At 68.7% G+C, this 17,813-nt stretch carries 17 protein-coding genes; 2 read left to right on the top strand and 15 right to left on the bottom strand.

The window, feature by feature from the left end; translation table 11 throughout:
- Positions 1 to 145 precede the first annotated feature (145 nt).
- Positions 146 to 769 (top strand): isochorismate family cysteine hydrolase YcaC, encoded by a 624-nt coding sequence (gene ycaC / locus SZ55_RS07965; protein WP_044403880.1) that lies wholly within the window; start codon positions 146 to 148, stop codon positions 767 to 769.
- Here ycaC and SZ55_RS07970 read toward each other — a convergent pair.
- The 15 genes from SZ55_RS07970 to SZ55_RS08040 form a co-directional block, all read right to left on the bottom strand.
- Positions 750 to 1,193 (bottom strand): helix-turn-helix domain-containing protein, encoded by a 444-nt coding sequence (locus tag SZ55_RS07970; protein ID WP_052807555.1) that lies wholly within the window; start codon positions 1,191 to 1,193, stop codon positions 750 to 752. The genes ycaC and SZ55_RS07970 overlap by 20 nt on opposite strands.
- A gap of 170 nt (positions 1,194 to 1,363) precedes the next feature.
- Positions 1,364 to 2,314: a GlxA family transcriptional regulator gene (locus SZ55_RS07975; protein ID WP_044403882.1), complete on the bottom strand. Its 951-nt coding sequence runs from the start codon at positions 2,312 to 2,314 to the stop codon at positions 1,364 to 1,366.
- A 113-nt stretch (positions 2,315 to 2,427) separates the two neighbouring features.
- Complete coding sequence (locus SZ55_RS07980) at positions 2,428 to 2,781, bottom strand: RidA family protein (RefSeq protein ID WP_044403885.1); 354 nt, start codon at positions 2,779 to 2,781, stop codon at positions 2,428 to 2,430.
- A 91-nt stretch (positions 2,782 to 2,872) separates the two neighbouring features.
- Positions 2,873 to 4,291 (bottom strand): aldehyde dehydrogenase family protein, encoded by a 1,419-nt coding sequence (locus tag SZ55_RS07985; RefSeq protein WP_044403888.1) that lies wholly within the window; start codon positions 4,289 to 4,291, stop codon positions 2,873 to 2,875.
- A 16-nt stretch (positions 4,292 to 4,307) separates the two neighbouring features.
- Positions 4,308 to 5,351 carry a homoserine dehydrogenase gene (locus SZ55_RS07990; protein WP_044403891.1) on the bottom strand — a complete coding sequence of 348 codons (1,044 nt, stop codon included), beginning with the start codon at positions 5,349 to 5,351 and terminating at the stop codon, positions 4,308 to 4,310.
- A 218-nt stretch (positions 5,352 to 5,569) separates the two neighbouring features.
- Entirely contained in the window at positions 5,570 to 6,007 is a 438-nt protein-coding gene (locus tag SZ55_RS07995) for an Lrp/AsnC family transcriptional regulator (protein WP_044403893.1), read from the bottom strand.
- Between the two features lie 13 nt (positions 6,008 to 6,020).
- Positions 6,021 to 7,391, bottom strand: a complete 1,371-nt coding sequence (locus tag SZ55_RS08000) for a pyridoxal-phosphate dependent enzyme (RefSeq protein ID WP_044403895.1) — start codon at positions 7,389 to 7,391, stop codon at positions 6,021 to 6,023.
- Positions 7,392 to 7,404: 13 nt separating this feature from the next.
- Entirely contained in the window at positions 7,405 to 8,295 is an 891-nt protein-coding gene (locus tag SZ55_RS08005) for a LysR substrate-binding domain-containing protein (protein ID WP_044403897.1), read from the bottom strand.
- 38 nt (positions 8,296 to 8,333) lie between these two features.
- Positions 8,334 to 9,716 (bottom strand): amino acid permease, encoded by a 1,383-nt coding sequence (locus SZ55_RS08010; protein ID WP_142009708.1) that lies wholly within the window; start codon positions 9,714 to 9,716, stop codon positions 8,334 to 8,336.
- Between the two features lie 246 nt (positions 9,717 to 9,962).
- Complete coding sequence (locus tag SZ55_RS08015; protein WP_044403901.1) at positions 9,963 to 11,195, bottom strand: cystathionine gamma-synthase family protein; 1,233 nt, start codon at positions 11,193 to 11,195, stop codon at positions 9,963 to 9,965.
- A 187-nt stretch (positions 11,196 to 11,382) separates the two neighbouring features.
- Positions 11,383 to 13,221 (bottom strand): amidohydrolase, encoded by a 1,839-nt coding sequence (locus SZ55_RS08020; protein ID WP_044403902.1) that lies wholly within the window; start codon positions 13,219 to 13,221, stop codon positions 11,383 to 11,385.
- A 115-nt stretch (positions 13,222 to 13,336) separates the two neighbouring features.
- Complete coding sequence (locus SZ55_RS08025) at positions 13,337 to 13,945, bottom strand: antibiotic biosynthesis monooxygenase (RefSeq protein ID WP_044403904.1); 609 nt, start codon at positions 13,943 to 13,945, stop codon at positions 13,337 to 13,339.
- The gene (locus SZ55_RS08030) at positions 13,942 to 14,955 is read right to left on the bottom strand and encodes an alpha/beta hydrolase (RefSeq protein ID WP_044403906.1); all 1,014 of its coding nucleotides are present in this window, start codon (positions 14,953 to 14,955) and stop codon (positions 13,942 to 13,944) included. The genes SZ55_RS08025 and SZ55_RS08030 overlap by 4 nt, the downstream gene beginning before the upstream one ends.
- Positions 14,956 to 14,968: 13 nt before the next feature.
- Positions 14,969 to 15,397 (bottom strand): organic hydroperoxide resistance protein, encoded by a 429-nt coding sequence (locus SZ55_RS08035; protein ID WP_044403908.1) that lies wholly within the window; start codon positions 15,395 to 15,397, stop codon positions 14,969 to 14,971.
- A gap of 1 nt (position 15,398) precedes the next feature.
- Entirely contained in the window at positions 15,399 to 16,052 is a 654-nt protein-coding gene (locus SZ55_RS08040; RefSeq protein WP_044403910.1) for a hydrolase, read from the bottom strand.
- Positions 16,053 to 16,534: 482 nt separating this feature from the next.
- Between SZ55_RS08040 and gltS the strand changes: the two genes are divergently transcribed.
- Positions 16,535 to 17,749: a sodium/glutamate symporter gene (gltS, locus tag SZ55_RS08045; RefSeq protein ID WP_044403912.1), complete on the top strand. Its 1,215-nt coding sequence runs from the start codon at positions 16,535 to 16,537 to the stop codon at positions 17,747 to 17,749.
- Positions 17,750 to 17,813: the final 64 nt, after the last annotated feature.

Below are 17,813 nucleotides of genomic sequence, written 5' to 3' on the forward strand. Positions count from 1 at the left end.
TCCCAATCGAGCACATCGATGCAAGCCGACGCCCTGTGCGCTCACCGATAGTGGCGGCAGCGCCCGTACCCACCCGCCGACGACCCGGGGGTGATACGGCGCCCCAATCGCCCCGCTGCGGGCCACCGCCACAAGGAGAAACACCATGTCCAAGCCCTACAACCGCCTGAACAAGGACGATGCGGTCGTCCTGCTGATCGACCACCAGTCCGGCCTGATCTCGCTGGTGCAGGACTTCACCCCCAGCGACTTCAAGAACAACGTGCTGGCCCTGGGCGACGTCGCCAAGTTCTTCGGCCTGCCGACCATCCTCACCACCAGCTTCGAGCAGGGCCCCAACGGCCCGCTGGTGCCCGAGCTGAAGGCCCAGTTCCCCGACGCGCCCTACATTGCCCGCCCCGGCCAGATCAACGCCTGGGACAACGCGGACTTCGTCGCCGCCGTGAAGAAGACCGGGCGCAAGCAACTGGTCATCGCCGGCGTGGTGACCGACGTGTGCGTGACCTTCCCGGCGCTGTCGGCCATTGCCGAAGGCTTCGAGGTGTTCGTGGTGACCGATGCCTCGGGCACCTTCGACAAGACCGTGCAGCAGGCCGCCTGGGCGCGCATGAACGCCGCCGGCGTACAGCTGATGAACTGGTTCAGCGTCGCCTGCGAACTGCACCGTGACTGGCGCAACGACATCGAAGGGCTGGGCAACCTGCTCTCCGAGCACATCCCCAACTACCGCAACCTGATGACCAGCTACTTCACTCTGATCGGCAAGTAAGCCGCGACGGGCGCGGGGCCGGGTGCTCGATGCCCCGGCTCATGCGCGCCCCGCTCTGCTCCCGCAGGCGCGCCAGCCGCCATTGGCTGGGCGGCGTGCCCACATGACGGACGAACACCCGGGCGAAGTGCGCCTGGTCGGTGAAACCGCAGGCCTGGGCCACCTCGGCAACGGTGCGCTCGCCCAGCAGCAACTGCCGGGCACGGTCCAGCCGCGCGCGGGTCAGCCACTGGTGGGGCGACAGCCCCGTGCTGCCCTGGAAGGCGCGGGAGAAATGACAACGCGACAGGCCGCACTCACGGGCCAGCCAGGCCACCGTCAGCGAACGGTCGAGGTGGGCCGCGATCAGCTCCTTGGCCCGTTGCAGCTGCCAGGGCGCCAGGTGGATCGCCGTGCGGGGGCGGTCCTGCTCCTGTGTCTCCATGGCCCCTCCTCCCTTTTTCTGCGGACGCCGAAGCCCCATCCGGAAGGGATGGAGGGCGGCGCGCAATCGTGGAAGCCATGATGCCGCCCGGCCCTGCGGGCGAAAACGAAACCATGGGGAGCCAGGCGGACAACGAGGGGCGTAATTCGGACATGCCCCGGGTGAGGCCACTAGCCGAACTGGTGGCGGTACTGCGCGGGAGTGAGCCCGAGGCGCTCAGTGAACAGCTCGCGCATACAGCGCACGCTGCCGAAGCCACTGCGGAAGGCGATGGTCTTGAGCGGCAGGTCGGTGCTTTCCAGCAGGTGCCGGGCGTGGTCGATGCGCGCGTCGTGGATGAACGCGGTGGGGGTCATGCCCACCTCGCGGGTGAACAACCGGGCGAAGTGGCGGCTGCTGAGCCCGGCGACCCCGGCCAGCGCCTCGACGTTGAGGTCTTCCGCCAGGTGTTCCAGCACATGGCGCTGGGCACGGGCGATGGGGGTGTCCTCCCGCGCCACCTCCGCCAGCAGTGGGCTGAACTGGGCCTGGCCGCCCTGGCGCTTCATGGCTACCAGCAGCACCTTGGCCACGTCCACGGCGATCTTGCGGCCGTGGTCGTCGGCGAGGATCGCCAGGGCCATGTCGATGCCGGCGGTGATGCCGCCGGAGGTCACCAGCTCCCCGTCCTGCAGGTAGATCCGGTCCACCTCGACCTGGGCCCGGGGGAAGCGCCGCGCCAGACGTTCGGTGTAGTTCCAGTGGGTGGTGACGCGACGCTCGTCCAGCAGCCCGGCCTCACCGAGGATGAACGCACCGGTGCAGATGGAGCCGTGCCGGGGCGTGCGCGCCACGGTTTCGCGCAGCCAGGGCAGCATCTCCGGCTGGTCGAAGTTGTAGGCGCCGGGACCACCGGGGACCAGCAGCAGGTCCAGCTCGCGGGGCGCATCGTCCAGCAGGTGGTCCGCCACCAGGCGCATGCCGTTGGAGGCCCGCACGATGGCCTCGCGGGTGCTGACGGTGAACACCCGGTACTGCTGCTCGGGCGGCAGGTAGCGGTTGGCGATGGAGAACACCTCGACCGGGCCGGAGACATCCAGCATCAGCACGTCGGGGTACACGAGGACAGCGACATTCTTCATGTTCTTTTCGGGGGAGCGTGTGCGACACAAGGAGCGAAAGCATACCTGCCCCGCGTGTTGCCGGCCTCCCCCGGTGTGGCCGCGCCGTGCCCTGCGTCACGGCACGCCCCCCGCTAGGCGCCGGGCGCCTGTCGATAGGCCAGCACCTGGACCTCCACCGCGTAGCCGCCCAGGGCACTGCCCACACAGGCACGGACCGGCTTCGGACCTGCCGCCAGCCAGGCGTCATAGACCTCGTTGAAGGTGTCGAAGTCGCGGTAGTCGGCCAGCCAGGCCTGCACCCGCACCAGGTCCCGGCGACCGAGGCCGGCCTCCGCCAGCAAGGCGTCGATGCGCGCCAGGGTCTGGCGCGCCTGGGCGCGGATGTCCAGCGTCGGGTCGTCGGCACAGATGCCCGCCGTCTCGAAGAACGGCCCGTAGGCAACGGCCTGGGCCATGCGCGGGCCCTCGTGGAATCGCGTGATCATGCAAGGCTCCCTGAAAAAAACGCACCGGGCGGCGCGGCGAGCGGCGTCGTCCGGTGCAAAGGACGACCGCAAAGGGTCGTCACCTGACGGTTCAGTTGAGGTCGTTGATGCAGACCACCTTGGGCTGCGTCATGTCCTCGTAGGCGAAGCGCACGCCCTCGCGGCCCAGGCTGCCGTACTTGAAGCCGCCGAAGGGCATGGCGTCGAAGCGGTAGTCGGAGGAGTCGTTGATCATCACGCCGCCGGCCTCGATGCGCCGGGCCGCCCAGAGGGCGCGACGCAGGTCGCGGGTGAAGATGCCGGCGTGCAGGCTGTACTCCGGTTCGTTGGCCAGTGCCACGGCCTCCTCCAGGGTTTCGAAAGGCTCCAGCACCACCACGGGCGCGAACACCTCCTGGCGCCACAGGCGGCTGCGATGGTCCACCCCTTCCAGCACCGTGGGGTGATACAGCGCGCCCTCGCGGCGTTGGCCGCACAGCAGGGTCGCTCCCTCGGCGAGGGCCTCGGCCACCACCTGTTCGGTGGTGCGGGCGGCCTGCTCGGTGATCATCGGGCCCATGTCGCTCTCGGCGCGGGCCGGGTCACCCACCACCAGCGCGCGGGTACGGGCGACGAAGCGCTCACGGAACTCGGCGTAGATCGAGGCCTGCACCAGCAGGCGCTGGGTGCCGATGCAGTTCTGCCCGGCGGCCCAGAACGCACCGGAGACACAGGATTCGACGGTGGCTTCCAGCTCGCAGTCGTCCAGCACCAGGACCGGTGCGTTGCCGCCCAGGTCCATCGCCAGCTTCTTGAGGCCGGCGTTGCGGGCGATGTGCTCGCCGGTGACGAAGCCACCGGTGAAGGAAATCATCCGCACCTCCCGGGCCGAGGTCAGCGCCTTGCCCAGTTCCGCGCCGCCGGTGGCGATGGTCACCACGGCCTCCGGCAGGCCCGCTTGGCGCAGGCAATCCACCAGCTTGCAGGCCGACAGCGGAGCCAGTTCGGACGGCTTGAGCAGCACGCCATTGCCCCCGGCGATGGCCGGCCCGAGCTTGTGCGCCACCAGGTTGAGCGGGTCGTTGTAGGGGGTGATGGCGACGATCAGCCCCAGGGGTTCACGGGTGAACCAGCCCTGGCGGGACTCGGAGCCCTCGTAGGATTCGAAGGGCACCACCTCGCCGGCATTGCGCCGCGCCTCCTCGGCGGAAAGCTTGAGGGTGTTGATGCAGCGCTTCACCTCCTTCTGGGCCTGGCGCAGGGTCTTGCCAGCCTCGGCGACGATCAGCGCGGCGAAGGCGGCGGCCTCCTGCTCCACCCGGCGGGCGGCCTCCTCCAGGATGGCGGCGCGACGGTGCCGGGGCAGCGCTGCGCACTGGCGTACACCCTCGCGGGCACTGGCCAGCAGGGCCGGCACATCGGCGGCGCCCAGGCAGGGCACGCTGCCGACGAGGCTGCCGTCGAAGGGGTTGTGGACGTCGATGCCGGAGGGCTCGACAGCGGTGGCCAAGGCCAGGGACGAAACGGTCATGGGCAGGCTCCTGGGCTTACGGACGGCCGTGGGTGGCATGGAGGGCGACGATGTCGGAGAGCAGCGCGAAGGCGGTCTCGATACGGCCGGCACCCGGTCCGGACACGGTGACCGCGCCCAGCAGTTCGGTGTTGAAGGCCACCGCGTTGGTGGCGCCGCTGATCCCGGCCAGCGGGTGGCCGAGATCCAGCTTGCGGGCCTCCACCCGCGCAGCCACCGAGCCATCGGCCTGGCGCTGGGCAGAGCCGATGAGCTTCCAGCGAGCCCCCTCCTCCCGGGCCTGGGCCAGGTCCGCCGGGGTCAGGGCGCTGATGCCGCTGCAGGCGACGTCGCTCACCGAGAGGTGGGCATCCAGCAGCTCGTTGGCGAGGATCACCACCTTCAGGCGCACGTCGTGGCCTTCCACGTCCGCCGTCGGGTCGGCTTCGGCGTAACCCAGTGCCTGGGCCTTGGCCACCGCCTCGTCGAAGCCGAGGCCTTCCTCCATGCGGGTCAGCACGTAGTTGGAGGTGCCGTTGAGGATGCCCTCGAAGCCGACCATGCCGGCTCCCGCCAGGGTCTGTCGTGCCATGCGGATCACCGGGGTGCCGCTCATCACCGCGCCCTCGTACTCGAAGGCCACGCCGTTGCGCTTGGCCAGGGCCTTGAGCTCGGCGCCATGCAGGGCAATCGGCCCCTTGTTGGTGGTGACCACGTGCTTGCCGCTCTCCAGGGCCCAGCGGCAGAAGGTGGCGGCGGGTTCGCCGTCCACCGGGTTGGTGAAGGTGGCCTCGGCGATCAGGTCCGCGCCGGACTGCTTGATCACGGCCTCGTTGAAGGCCTCGGCGGTGCCGCCCGGCAGGCTGGCAAGCGCCCCCTGGGTGGCGGGCAGGTTGGCGAGTTGGGCGGCGTCGAGGCCGTTGCGGTCGATGATGGAGCCGAGGAACAGGTCGGTGACCCCGACGATCTTCAGGCTGAAGCCCAGCTCGCGCTGCCAGGCCCCGTTGCGCTCGGCCACCAGGCGGGCCAGGCCACGGTTCACTCCACCAAAGCCCACGAGGGCGATCTTGTATTCGGTCATCAGGTGCCTCCAATCCGGCGTTTGCTCGATGGGGTCAGCCTAAGAGCCGGCCTGTGGCAGTTGAATAGGCCAATCTGCTGTATTCATTGGGCGTTCTGCACAGTGCCGGAGCGGCCCCACGGCCCGCCCCCAGGGGCTGCGGCGGCGTGCACCGGGCGCAGACGAAAAGGCCCCGGCACGTGTGGCGTGCCGGGGCCCGGGTCGTGGAGCGAGGGGGGTCAGATGACGGCGGAAAGCACGAACGAGGTGACGGTATTGGCCACGCCGGGGATCCCGGCGATCTGCCGCCAGACGCCATGGACGCGATCCGGCGTAGCGGCCTCGACCCGCAGCATCAGGTCGAACTCGCCACTCATCACGTCGCACTGGGTCACCTCGGGAATGGCCCGCAGGTCCCGCAGCACCTCTTCACCGCGCATGCGGTCATGGCGGTAGACGAAGATCACTGCGCTGATCAGCGCCGCTGCACGCCGCCCCTCGCCCACCTTGAGGGTGTAGCCCTGGATGACCCCGTCGCGCTCCAGGCGCTCGATGCGCTGGCGCACCGCGTTGCGCGACAGGTTCACCTTGGTGCCCAGCTCGGCGTGGGCGATCCGCGCGTTGGCGGTCAGCTCGGCCAGTATCCGCTCGTCCAGCGGGTCGAGGATGCGTTTCATCGCGGTCGCGTCCTCAGGCCCTGGCCAGGGCCTGGCGCAGGCCCTCCAGGTCCGTGCGGGCATGGCAGCGGGCGTGGGCGCGCGGCGCCGCCCGGGCCGGCAGCGGTGCCGGCCAGGCGCCCAGGCGGGCCAGCAGCGCGGCGGACTTCTCCGGCGCGATCTGGCCGAGGGTGACCATCGGGGTCACCACGCTGCGCCGGTAAAGCCGCGCGGCCAGGACGCCGGTGGCGGTGTGCGGGTCAATGGACAGGCCGGTGTCGCGGAACAGCGCGACGATCTCCGCCTCGGTCTGGGCGTCGTCCACGGCGTAGGAGTCGATCAGCATCCGCGCCTGCAGCCAGGGCGCGTTGGCGATGCTCAGTTCGCCACTCGCCTCCAGGTGCTCCATCAACCGGCGCACGGCCTGGTCGTCATGGTCATAGAGCTCCCAGACCAGCCGCTCGACGTTGGAGAACACCGAAAAATCCATGGCCGGCGACAGCGTCGAGCGGGCCTCGCAGGTGCCATAGCGGTTGCGGTGGATGAACTGGTGCAAGGCGTCGTTGCGGTTGGTGGAGACAATGATCTGGTTCACCGGCAGCCCCATCTTCTGCGCCACGTAACCGGCATAGACCTCGGCGAAGCTGGCGGCAGGAATGCTGAAGCCGATGGGACGCTGGCCGCCGCCCAACTGCAGCGCAGCGTGGAAGTAGAAGACGATCTGCGCCAGCACGCCGACCCAATTGGAGGAGTTGAAGCCGATGGCCAGGTGCTCGCTGGGCCATTGGCTGAAGAGCCGCGACACCAGGCGCTGGCAGTCGTCGAAACTGCCCGCCACGGCGATGCCCTGCACCCGCGCGGACTCGGCCGCCTGCAACGCCACCAGGCGATCGCCTGGCACGCCCTGCTCGGGATAGAGCATCACCACCCGGCTGCGCGGGCACTCGCCGAAGGCGGCAACCGCCGCCAGGCCGGTGTCGCCGTTGGTGGCGCCGAGCACCAGGGCTTCACGCCCTTCCCGTTCGAGGAAGTGACGGGCCAGGCGCGCGTGCAGCTGGGCGGCGAAATCCTTCGAGGAGCGGGTGGGCCCATGGAACAGCTCGAGCACCCATTCGTTGCGGTCCACCTGGCGCAAGGGAGCGATGGCGCGGTGGCCGAACCCCTGGTAGCAGGCCTTGAGCAGCCCGCGCAGGTCGTCCTCGGCGATGGCCTGGCCGACGAAGGGGGCGATCACCCGCCAGGCCAGCTCCTCGAAGGGCAGCCAGGACCAGGTGGCGATCTCCTGCACGCTGAACACCGGCAGGCTAGCCGGCACGAACAGGCCGCCGTCGGGGGCCAGCCCCGACAGCACGACGCTGCGGAAATCCGCGCGCACCGAGGCGCTGCGGGTACTCACGTAATGCATGTTCACTCCAAGCTCAGGTGGAACGGTGGGCCTGGGCCACCAGCCAGGTGGCGAAGGCCTGGGCGTCCGGATGCAGGTCGGTGCCGGAGCCGCTGACCAGGTAGAAGGATTCGCTGGCCTCGATGCGGCAGTCGAACAGCTCCACCAGGCGTCCTTCGCGCAGCAGGTCCTCGACCATGGAGGAGCGCGCCAGGGCGATGCCCTGCCCCAGCTCGGCCAGGCGCAGGGTCGACACCAGGGTGTCGAACTGCGGGCCGGTGGCGTAGTCGACGTCATCGGCGCCGGCGCGCTGCAACCAGTAGCCCCAGCCCTCCTCGTAGCCCAGCACGTGCAGCAGCGGGTGGCGGGCCACGTCGCGCGGCTCGCGCAGCGGGCCCTGGGCCAGCAGCTCCGGCGCGCACACCGGGAACAGCGTGTCCCAGGTCAGCCGCTGGGAGACCAGCCCCGGCCATTGGCCGTGGCCCCAGCGGATCTCCACGTCGTCCTCGCCGTCCAGCTCCTTCACCCAGAGGTTGCTGATGTAGCGGATGTCCAGCTGCGGGTGGGCGCGGCGGAAGTCCGCCAGCCGGGGCGCCAGCCAGAAGTGCAGGAACGACAGGCTGCCACGGACCTTGATCGGCCGGCGCTTGTGCTGGCCGAAGATCTCGTTGGTGCCCACCGCCAGCCGGGTGATGGCGTCCTGCACCACCGGCAGGTAGGACTGGCCTTCCTCGGTCAGCCCGAGGCCTCGGGGCAGGCGCTTGAACAGCGCCACCCCGAGGTGGCTTTCCAGCTGCCGGATCTGCTGGCTGACCGCACCCTGGGTAAGGTGCAGCTCCTCCGCCGCGTGGGTGAAGTTGAGGTACCGCGCCGAGACTTCGAAGGCGCGCAGCCAGTTCAGGGGAGGCAGGGCTTTCGGGTGCATGGTCGGGACCTCGGGACGGCGCAATGGGAAGGCGTGGTTCAGGCCGCCCCCGGTACCCTTGCCGGGGCAACGGGCGAAGCCTGGCGCCGTTCGCGCAGCTTGCAGGTCACCCAGTAGACGAAGTAGCACCAGGCAATGAACGGCACGCCGAAGTAGAGCGCAACTCGCTGGGCCGGATCAAAGGCAATCCCGATGCACGCCAGGGCACAGCACAACAACGCGCCCAGCGGCACCCAGGGGTAGCCACGCACGCGGAAGCCCAGGTCCTCCAGCCGGCCGCCGTTGGCCAGGTAGTGGCGCCGGAAGGCCATCTGGCTGGCGGCGATGCTCATCCACACCACCACCACGGCCAGGCCGGAGATGGACACCAGGGCGAGGTAGACCGTGTCCGGCGCGAACACGCTGCTGAGCAGCGAGGCGATGCTGCCGGCCATGCTCACGACGATGGCGTTGAACGGCGTACCCATGCGGCTGAGGGTGGCGAAGCGCTTGGGCATGTGGCCCTGGTCGCTGAGGGTCCAGAGCATCCGCGAGGCGGCGTAGAGCCCGGAGTTGGCGGCCGAGAGCAGCGCGCTGATGATCACGAAGTTCATGATGTCCGCCGAGTAGGGAATGCCGATGGACTCGAACACCGTGACGAAGGGGCTCTCCACCAGGCCGGCCTGCTCCCGGGGCAGCAACGTCGCCAGGACGAAGATGGTGCCGACGAAGAACAGCGCCAGGCGAACCACGGTGGTGCGGATCGCCTTCGGTACGTTGCGCTTGGGGTCGCGGGTCTCGCCCGCGGCTATGCCGATCAGCTCGGTACCGGAGAAGGCGAACGCGACCGCCAGCAGGGTCATGGCGATGGACCAGAAACCGGTGGGGAACAGCCCTTCGCGGGTGAAGTTGGCCAGGCCCGCGCTCTGCACGTGGCGGGTCTCGAAGACACCGAAGATGGCGCCGGCACCGACCACCAGGAAGGCCAGCACGGCCAGCACCTTGACCAGTGACAGCCAGAACTCGGTCTCGGCGAACAGCCGCACCGACACCACGTTGCTGATGAAGACGGTCAGGGCGAACAGCGCGCTCCAGATCCACACCGGGGTGTCCGGGAACCAGCGCACCATGAGGATGCCGGCGGCGGTGAACTCCGAGCCGATGGCCACCGCCCAGGTCAGCCAGTAGAGCCAGGCCACGGTGTAGCCGGTGCCCGCTCCGAGGTAGCGGGAGGCGTAGCTGCTGAACGAGCCGGTCTCGGGCATGTGCACGGCCAGCTCGCCCAGGCACATCATCACCATGTACACCATCACCGCGCCGATGACGTAGGCGATGACCGCGCCCAGCGGCCCCGCCTGGTTGACCGTGTAGCCGGAGGTGAGGAACAGGCCGGTGCCGATCACCCCGCCCAGCGCCAGCATGACGATGTGGCGGGTCTGCATGTCCTGTTTGAAATCAGGCCCCGATGTCGCTTTGTCGTTTGTTGTATGTAGGGACATAAGTTGAATCTCATGAAAGTGTGCGGACAAGGACGTTTCTGCGAACAACTTCAAGGCAGAACCAAACTGTTTGCCGTCAGGTTTTTCTTGTTATTCCTTTTCATGAAGGACTCGCTGACTCTCCGGCCAGGAGTGGGGCGAATGTCAGAGTTCCACCTCGGTGCGACATCCGGTCAGTGAAGGTTCGCCCTAGCGAGGTGCCACGGCGGCGAGTTCGGCGCGAACGCCGGCGAATGCGTGCTGCAGGTCGGCCAGCAGGTCCTCGGTCTCCTCGATGCCGACGGAAACCCGTACCAGCCCTTCGGAGATGCCCAGGGCCAGGCGCTCCTCCAGGGTGTTCTCCACGTGGCTGGTGGTGCGCGCGGGACCGTAGATGGTCTCCACCGCGCCGAGGTTGCCGGCCCGGTGGGCGTAGCGCAGGCGTGGCAGCAGGCGGGTCACGGTGTCCATGCCGCCCCGCAGGACGAAGCTGACGATGGCGCCGAAGCCGCGCATCTGCCCACGGGCGATGGCGTGCCCGGGGTGGCTGGGCAGGCCCGGGTAGTTCACCGCTTCCACCAGGGGCTCGGTGAGCAGGTACTCAGCCAGGGCCTGGGCACTGCGCTGCTGCTGGCGCAGGCGCAGGGCCAGGGTCTTGATGCCGCGGATGATCAGGAAGGCGGAGAAGGCATCCAGCGCGGCACCGTTGATCTCGCGGTAGTGCCGGACGCTGGCCATCAGGTGCTCGGCGCCGCAGGCGATGCCACCCAGGGCGTCACCGTGGCCGGAGAGGAACTTGGTGGCGCTGTGCACCACCACGTCCACCCCCAGGGCCAGCGGGTTCTGGTTGAGCGGCGTGGCGAAGGTGTTGTCGGCCACCACCAGGGCGCCGACGCGCTTGGCCGCTGCCACCAGGCGGCGGATGTCCAGCACCTTCAGGGTCGGGTTGGTGGGCGCCTCCAGGTACAGCAGGTCGCAGCCACGGGCGATCTCCGCCTCGATGGCCTGGGTGTCGAGGGTGTCGCAGAGCACCACGTCCACGCCCATGCGCGGGAGGAACTCTTCGAAGATCTTGTTGGTGCCGCCGTAGCTGTCGCGGGTCGAGACCACGCGCTTGCCCTGGCAGAGGAAGGTGTGCAGCACCGCGCTGATGGCGGCCATGCCGCTGCTGAAGGCGACCGCCGATTCCGCCTGCTCCAGTTCGCAGAGCTTGGCCTCCAGGGTGGTCACCGTCGGGTTGCCCATGCGGCTGTAGATGTAGCCTTCGCGCTTGCCCAGGGCGACGTCGTACCAGTGGTCGACGTCCTGGTAGCCATAGGCGGCGCTGAAGACGATGGGCGTCTGGGTGGCGTTGTAGGGGTGGCCATCCTGCTCGCCCGCCCACACCACCTGGGTTCCGATACCCGCGATGGCGTCGCGGGGGCTTTCTAGGTTCTTGCTCATTTCCATTCCCGATCCGGCTAGACAAGGTCAGCAGCAGTGCTGTGTGCCGGCGAATATAGGGAATGGGCCACCCCCTGAAAAACGATGTTATCCGGGCCTGAGACCCGCTTTTTTTAATGGCTCCACGCCCGCCCCCCGGAATGAAAAAGCCCCGCACGAGGGCGGGGCCTGGAGGCACGTCCTGGCCTCAGAAGGCGAAGCAGGAGCAGCCGAAGGCACCCCAGAAGGCGGTGAAGTCGCTCACCGGCACCTTCGACTGGCGGGCCCGCTCGTGGCTGTGGGCGTGGACGCTGCAGGCGCCGGCGCACTGATGCACGGCGGCGACCGTCGGCGCGCCCGGCCGCCAGTGGCCCGGAACACGGGCCACCGGGGACCAGTCCGGCAGCACCGGCAGTTGCGGCGGGCCGAGTCGGTCGAACTCGGCGGCGGCGTGCACGACCTTGCCGTCGACGACGGTGAGGACCGATTCCAGCCACTTGATCTGCTCGTCCTCGATGCTGAAGAAGTCCGCCGAGAGGGCCACCAGGTCCGCCAGCTGGCCCACCTTGATCTGCCCCTTCTTGCCCTGCTCGCTGGAGAACCAGGCACTGCCCTGGGTGAACAGCTGCAGCGCGGTTTCCCGGGGCAGGCCCTGGGGCTGGAGGGCCAGGCCGCCGACGGTCTTGCCGCTGACCAGCCAGTACAGCGAGGTCCAGGGGTTGTAGCTGGAGACGCGGGTGGCGTCGGTGCCGGCACCCACCGGAATGCCCTCGGCGAGCATGCGCTGGATCGGCGGGGKCTTCTCGGCGGCCTGGGCGCCGTAGCGCTCGACGAAGTACTCGCCCTGGAAGGCCATGCGGTCCTGGATGGCGATGCCGCCGCCCAGCGCCCGCACCCGCTCGATGTTGCGCGGGCTGATGGTTTCGGCGTGGTCGAAGAACCACGGCAGGCCATTGAAGGGGATGTCGCGGTCGACCTTCTCGAACACGTCGAGCATGCGCGAGATGGACTCGTCGTAGGTGGCGTGCAGGCGGAACGGCCAGCGCTGCTCCACCAGGTGGCGCACCACCGGCTCCAGCTCGGCCTCCATGCTGGCGGCGAGGTCCGGGCGCGGTTCGAGGAAGTCCTCGAAGTCGGCGGCGGAGAACACCAGCATTTCCCCGGCGCCGTTGTGGCGGAAGAAGTCGCTGCCCTGGCCGTACTTCACCGAGCCGGTCCAGCGCTTGAAGTCGTCCAGCTCTTCCTTCGGTTTCTGGGTGAACAGGTTGTAGGCGATGCGCACGGTGAGCTGGCCGTCGCGGGCCAGTTGCTCGATCACCTGGTAGTCGTCCGGGTAGTTCTGGAAGCCGCCGCCGGCGTCGATGGCGCTGGTGACGCCAAGGCGGTTCAGCTCGCGCATGAACTGGCGGGTGGAGTTGACCTGGTACTCCAGCGGCAGCTTGGGCCCCTTGGCCAGGGTGGCGTAGAGGATCATCGCGTTGGGCCGGGCGATGAGCATGCCGGTGGGTTCGCCGTTGCCGTCGCGGACGATCTCGCCGCCGGGCGGGTTGGGTGTGTTGCGGTCGTAGCCGACCACCCGCAGCGCCGCGCGGTTGAGCAGTGCGCGGTCGTAGAGGTGGAGGATGAACACCGGCGTGTCGGGCGCCGCGCGGTTGATCTCCTCCAGGGTCGGCATGCGCCGCTCGGCGAACTGGAATTCGTTCCAGCCGCCCACCACCCGCACCCACTGCGGCGAGGGCGTGCGGTCGGCCTGGTCCTTGAGCATGCGCAGGGCATCGGCCAGCGAGGGCACGCCCTCCCAGCGCAGCTCCAGGTTGTAGTTGAGGCCGCCCCGGATCAGGTGCAGGTGGGAGTCGTTGAGCCCGGGGATGACGGTGCGGCGGTTGAGGTCGACCACCTGGGTGGCGGGCCCGCGCAGGGGCATCACCTCCGCTTCGCTGCCGACCGCGACGAAGCGCCCGTCGCGGATGGCCACGGCGCTGGCGGTGGGTTTCTCGCGGTCCACGGTGTGGAACCGGCCGTTGTGGAGGATCAGATCGGGATGCATGGGGGAAGCTCCTTTGCCTTCGCCCGCGAACACCGGGAGCGCGGGCCACAGCGCGCCAGCGGCGCCGAGGATGGACGAGGCGGCAAGAAACCGCCGCCGGCCATTGGGGGTGGATTCATCGGTCATGGGGACCTCCGGGGCCGGGGCCTTCCAGCCAGGGCGCGAGCCAGCGGGTCACGCGCGGCATGAACAGGTAGACCACCAGCAGGACGATGCTGAGGGTGATCACCACGTTGCTCGGCAGGTAGCCACCCAGCCAGGGCCAGGCAGCGAATGCCGGCTGCCAGGCCCAGGGCACCAGCAGGCTGAGCGGCAGGATCACCAGGAAGCTGACGCAGGCCTGCTTCCAGCGTGGGGGCGGTGGCTGTTCGGCGCTGGCCGGGGCGAACCAGAACTCCCGCGCCGGGTTCAGCTCCAGGGCCTCGTCCTCCAGCAGCAGCGGCGAGATTTCCGCCACCAGCTGGCGTCGGGTCTCGGAACCGAGCCAGTCCTGCAGGCACTCCGGCCCGGTGAAGCGCAGCACGCTGGTGAACAGCGGCACGCCCTGCTCATGGCTGCGGATCACGTCCACCCCGAGGTGCCCGGGGTAGCCCTGGGCGACACCGACGATGCGCCGCAGCCAGGCTTCGTACTGCGTGGCATGGGCGGCATGGACGCGATGGCGGATGAGCAGGGTGACCGGGTCATCGGCCCCCTGCCCTTCACCGGGCCGGAGGGCGCTCATTGCAGGTGCCGCCGCAGCTCGACCCCGGCCTGGCGCAGCGCGGTGTGCACCGTCGGCACGTGGGCCAGGGGGTTGAGCAGGCCGTAGTCGTGGATCATGCCGTTGTAGCGCACGGCGGTGACCTCGACGCCCGCCGCGTCCAGATGGCGGGCATAGGCCTCGCCCTCGTCGCGCAGCACATCGAACTCGGCGGTCTGCACCAGTGCCGGCGGCAGGCCCTTGAGCTGTTCGGCGCTGGCGCGCAGCGGCGAGGCATGGATGTCGGCGCGCTGCTGGGCGTCGGTGGTGTAGTTGTCCCAGAACCATTTCATCATCGGCTGGGTGAGGAAGTAGCCCTGGGCGAACTGGATGTAGGACGCGTTATCGAAGCGGGCATCGGTCACCGGCCACAGCAGCAGCTGGAAGCGCAGTTCAGGCGCCCCCTGCTCCTTGGCCTTGAGCGCCACCACGGCGGCCATGTTGCCGCCGACGCTGTTGCCGGCCACCGCCAGGCGACTGCCGTCCACGCCCAGCTCCTTGCCATGCTCGGCGACCCAGCGGGTGGCGGCATAGGCCTGGTCGATGGCGGTGGGGAAGCGGGCCTCGGGCGATGGGGTGTAGCCGACGTAGACGGCCACGGCGCCGGAGTTCACCACCAGGTCGCGGATCAGCCGTGCGTGGGTCGGGTAGTCGCCCAGCACCCAGCCGCCGCCGTGGAAGTACATGAACACCGGGGGCGTGCCCTTGGCGTCGGTGGGCCGTACCACGGTCAGCTTCAGGGGCTGGCCGTTGGCCTGGATGGCCTTCTCCTCCACCTTGATGCCGGAGAGGTCGACCTTCACCGAGTTCTGCGCGCCCACCAGCACGGCGCGGGCGTCCTGCGGGCTGAGGGTTTCCAGCGGTTTGCCGCCGCCCTTCTCCAGGGCTTCGAGAAAGGTCCGGGTGTTGTGTTCCACGCCGCTGTAGTCAGCGGCCTGGGCCTGGCCGACGGCCAGGGCGATCAATGCGCTCAGCAAGGCTATGCGGGGCATGTTGTCTGCTCCTTCAGTCGACCAGGGTGAGGGTCACGTCGATGTTGTTGCGCGTGGCGTTGGAGTATGGACAGACGATGTGCGCCCGCTCCACCAGGGTGCGCGCGGCCTCGGCATCGAGCCCCGGCAGGCTGATGCGCAGCTCGGCCTCGATGCCGAAGCCATTGGGAATGGCACCGATGCCGACCACGCCCTCGATGGACACGTCGGCGGGGATGGCCAGCTTGTCGCGGGCAGCGACGAACTTCATCGCCCCCAGGAAGCACGCCGAGTAGCCGGCGGCGAACAGCTGCTCGGGGTTGGTCCCGACGCCGCCGGCGCCGCCCAGCTCGCGGGGCGTGGTGAGGGCGACGTCGAGCACGCCATCGGAGGAGATGGCGCGACCGTCACGGCCACCGGTGGCCTCGGCGGAGGCGCGGTAGAGAACCTGTTCGATGCGCATCTCAGTGACCTTCCGAGGCATTGAACATGGTCTTGGCGTAGATCAGGCCGAGGCCGTAGGCGCCGCCGTTGGCGATGGCGGTCTTCACGGTCTGGTCGTAGGTCTCGCCACGGGCCCAGTCACGCTGCAGTTCCAGCAGGTATTGCAGGGCGGTCATCGGGCGGGCGCCCAGCTGCACCATGCGCTGGATGGCCATCTCGTGGGCTTCGCTGGAAACGTCGCCGCAGGCGTCGGTGATGACGTACACCTCGAAGCCCTGGTCCAGCGCGGACAGGGCCGGGCCGACGATGCACACTGAGGTCCACAGGCCGGCGAGGACGATCCTCGGCTTGCCGATGCGGTTCACTTCCACGGCGATGCGCGGGTCTTCCCAGGTGTTCATGGTGGTGCGGTCGATCACCTGATGATCCGGGAACACCGACTTGATCTCGTCGAAGATCGGGCCGGAGAAGCTCTTCTCCGCGACGGTGGTAAGAATTGTGTCCACCCCGAACTCACGGGCGGCCTTGGACACCAGCGCGGCGTTGTTGCGCAGGGTCACCGCGTCGATGGACTTGGTGGCGAAGGCCATCTGCGACTGGTGGTCGATGAGGATCAGCGTGTGGTTCTTCGGGTCCAGCAGGGTCTTGCCGGGGGCGGCGATGGCGACGGCCATGGGGGTTCTCCAGGGAGGGATGAATGGAGACTCAAGCTTCCCCCAGGCCGTTTCCCGGGAATTGAAGGCGCGTGCTCGGGTTGCAACGGTGTGCGGTTTTGTTTGAAAGGGCCGGGCCAGAGCGGCTGCACGCGTTCATCGAGCACTTGCGACCCGGCGGCGTCGTACCGAGCCCGCTGCGTAGGCATTCAGCCCGCAGGCATGACAGACATGCGGAATAGCCTTCGGGGTTCTTTCTGATGACCTAGCCTTGGCCAGGTGCCGTCGAAAAGCCCCCGCATTCGGCTGACAGGCCAGTGCGACGGACATTCCGCAGGAGTAACGGCGAACGCAGGGCGCGCCCGGGACCGTCACCGGTCAATCCTGGCCCCGCCTGTTTCGGTTAGCCTTCGCCGCTTGTTTTTTGCACACGACGGCGTGGATCGCACGGCCCGGCCCCTGTCCGGCGCCACCAGAACCGCGCTGCCTGCCGGGAGACCCTGATGCTTGAACACACCCTGGAGATTCACGGTTTCATCAGCTTCACGCTGGCGATCATGCTGCTGTTCGCCGGCAAGGCCGTCTGCTCGCGCTATGAACTGCTGCGCCGCTACAGCATTCCCGAGCCGGTGATCGGCGGGCTGATCTGCGCCCTGGTGGTGGCCATCCTGTACTGGGCGCTGGACACCCAGGTCAGTTTCGACCTCAAGGTCCGGGACTGGCTGCTGCTCTACTTCTTCGCCGGCATCGGCCTGAAGTCCGACGTCCGCACCCTGCTCAAGGGCGGCCGGCCGCTGCTGGTGCTCACCGCGCTCGCCAGCCTGTTCATCATCCTGCAGAACCTGCTGGGCCTGGGGATGGCCGGCCTGTTCGGGCTCGACCCGAAGGCCGGGCTGATGACGGGGTCCATCTCGCTGATCGGCGGGGTCGGCACCACGCTGGCCTGGACGGACACCTTCATCCGCGACCTGGGCATCGGCAACGCGCTGGAGATCGGTGTTGCCAGCAACACCGTGGGCCTGATCGCGGCGTGCGTCATCGGCGGCCCCATCGCCAACTACCTGATCCGCCGCGATCGCCTGGCCACCTCTCCGGACCATGACCTGGCCATCGGCGCCACCTACGAAGACACCTCCCAGGTGAGCGTGAGCTACTACGACATCCTCTGGGCCTGGATGTGGCTCAACCTCGCCATGATGCTCGGCTACGGCCTGGACCAGTTGCTGACCTCGGCCGGCCTGCGCCTGCCCATGTTCGTCAGCGCGCTGATGGCGGGGATCATCCTGCGCAACGGCCTGCAATGGCTGAGCCCGCGCCGCATCCAGAGCTGGGCGGGGGCCGGGCGCGGCATGTCGCTGATCTCCGATATCTGCCTGGGCATGTTCCTCACCATGGCCCTGATGAGCCTCAAGCTCTGGGAACTGCACGGCATGCTCGGCTTCATCCTCAGCACGCTCGGCCTGCAGGTGGTGCTCTCCATCCTGTTCACCGTGTGGGTGGTCTACCGCCTGCTGGGCAGGAACTACGAGGCCAGCGTCATCTGCGCCGGCTTCGGCGGCATCAGCCTGGGCTCCACCGCCACGGCCATCGTCAACATGAGCGCGGTGACCAAGCAGTACGGCGCCGCGCCCCAGGCCTTCCTGGTGGTGCCGCTGGTGTGCGGGTTCTTCATCGACCTCATCAACGCACTGGCCATCGGCTTCTTCGTCGGCCTCTGACCCGGGGCCGCCCGGAATCCCCTGGGCTGGCCGGGGGATTCGAGCGGGGCTGAAGCTTGCGAGC

Source organism: Pseudomonas sp. FeS53a (genome assembly GCF_000931385.1).
Lineage (GTDB): Bacteria > Pseudomonadota > Gammaproteobacteria > Pseudomonadales > Pseudomonadaceae > Metapseudomonas > Metapseudomonas otitidis.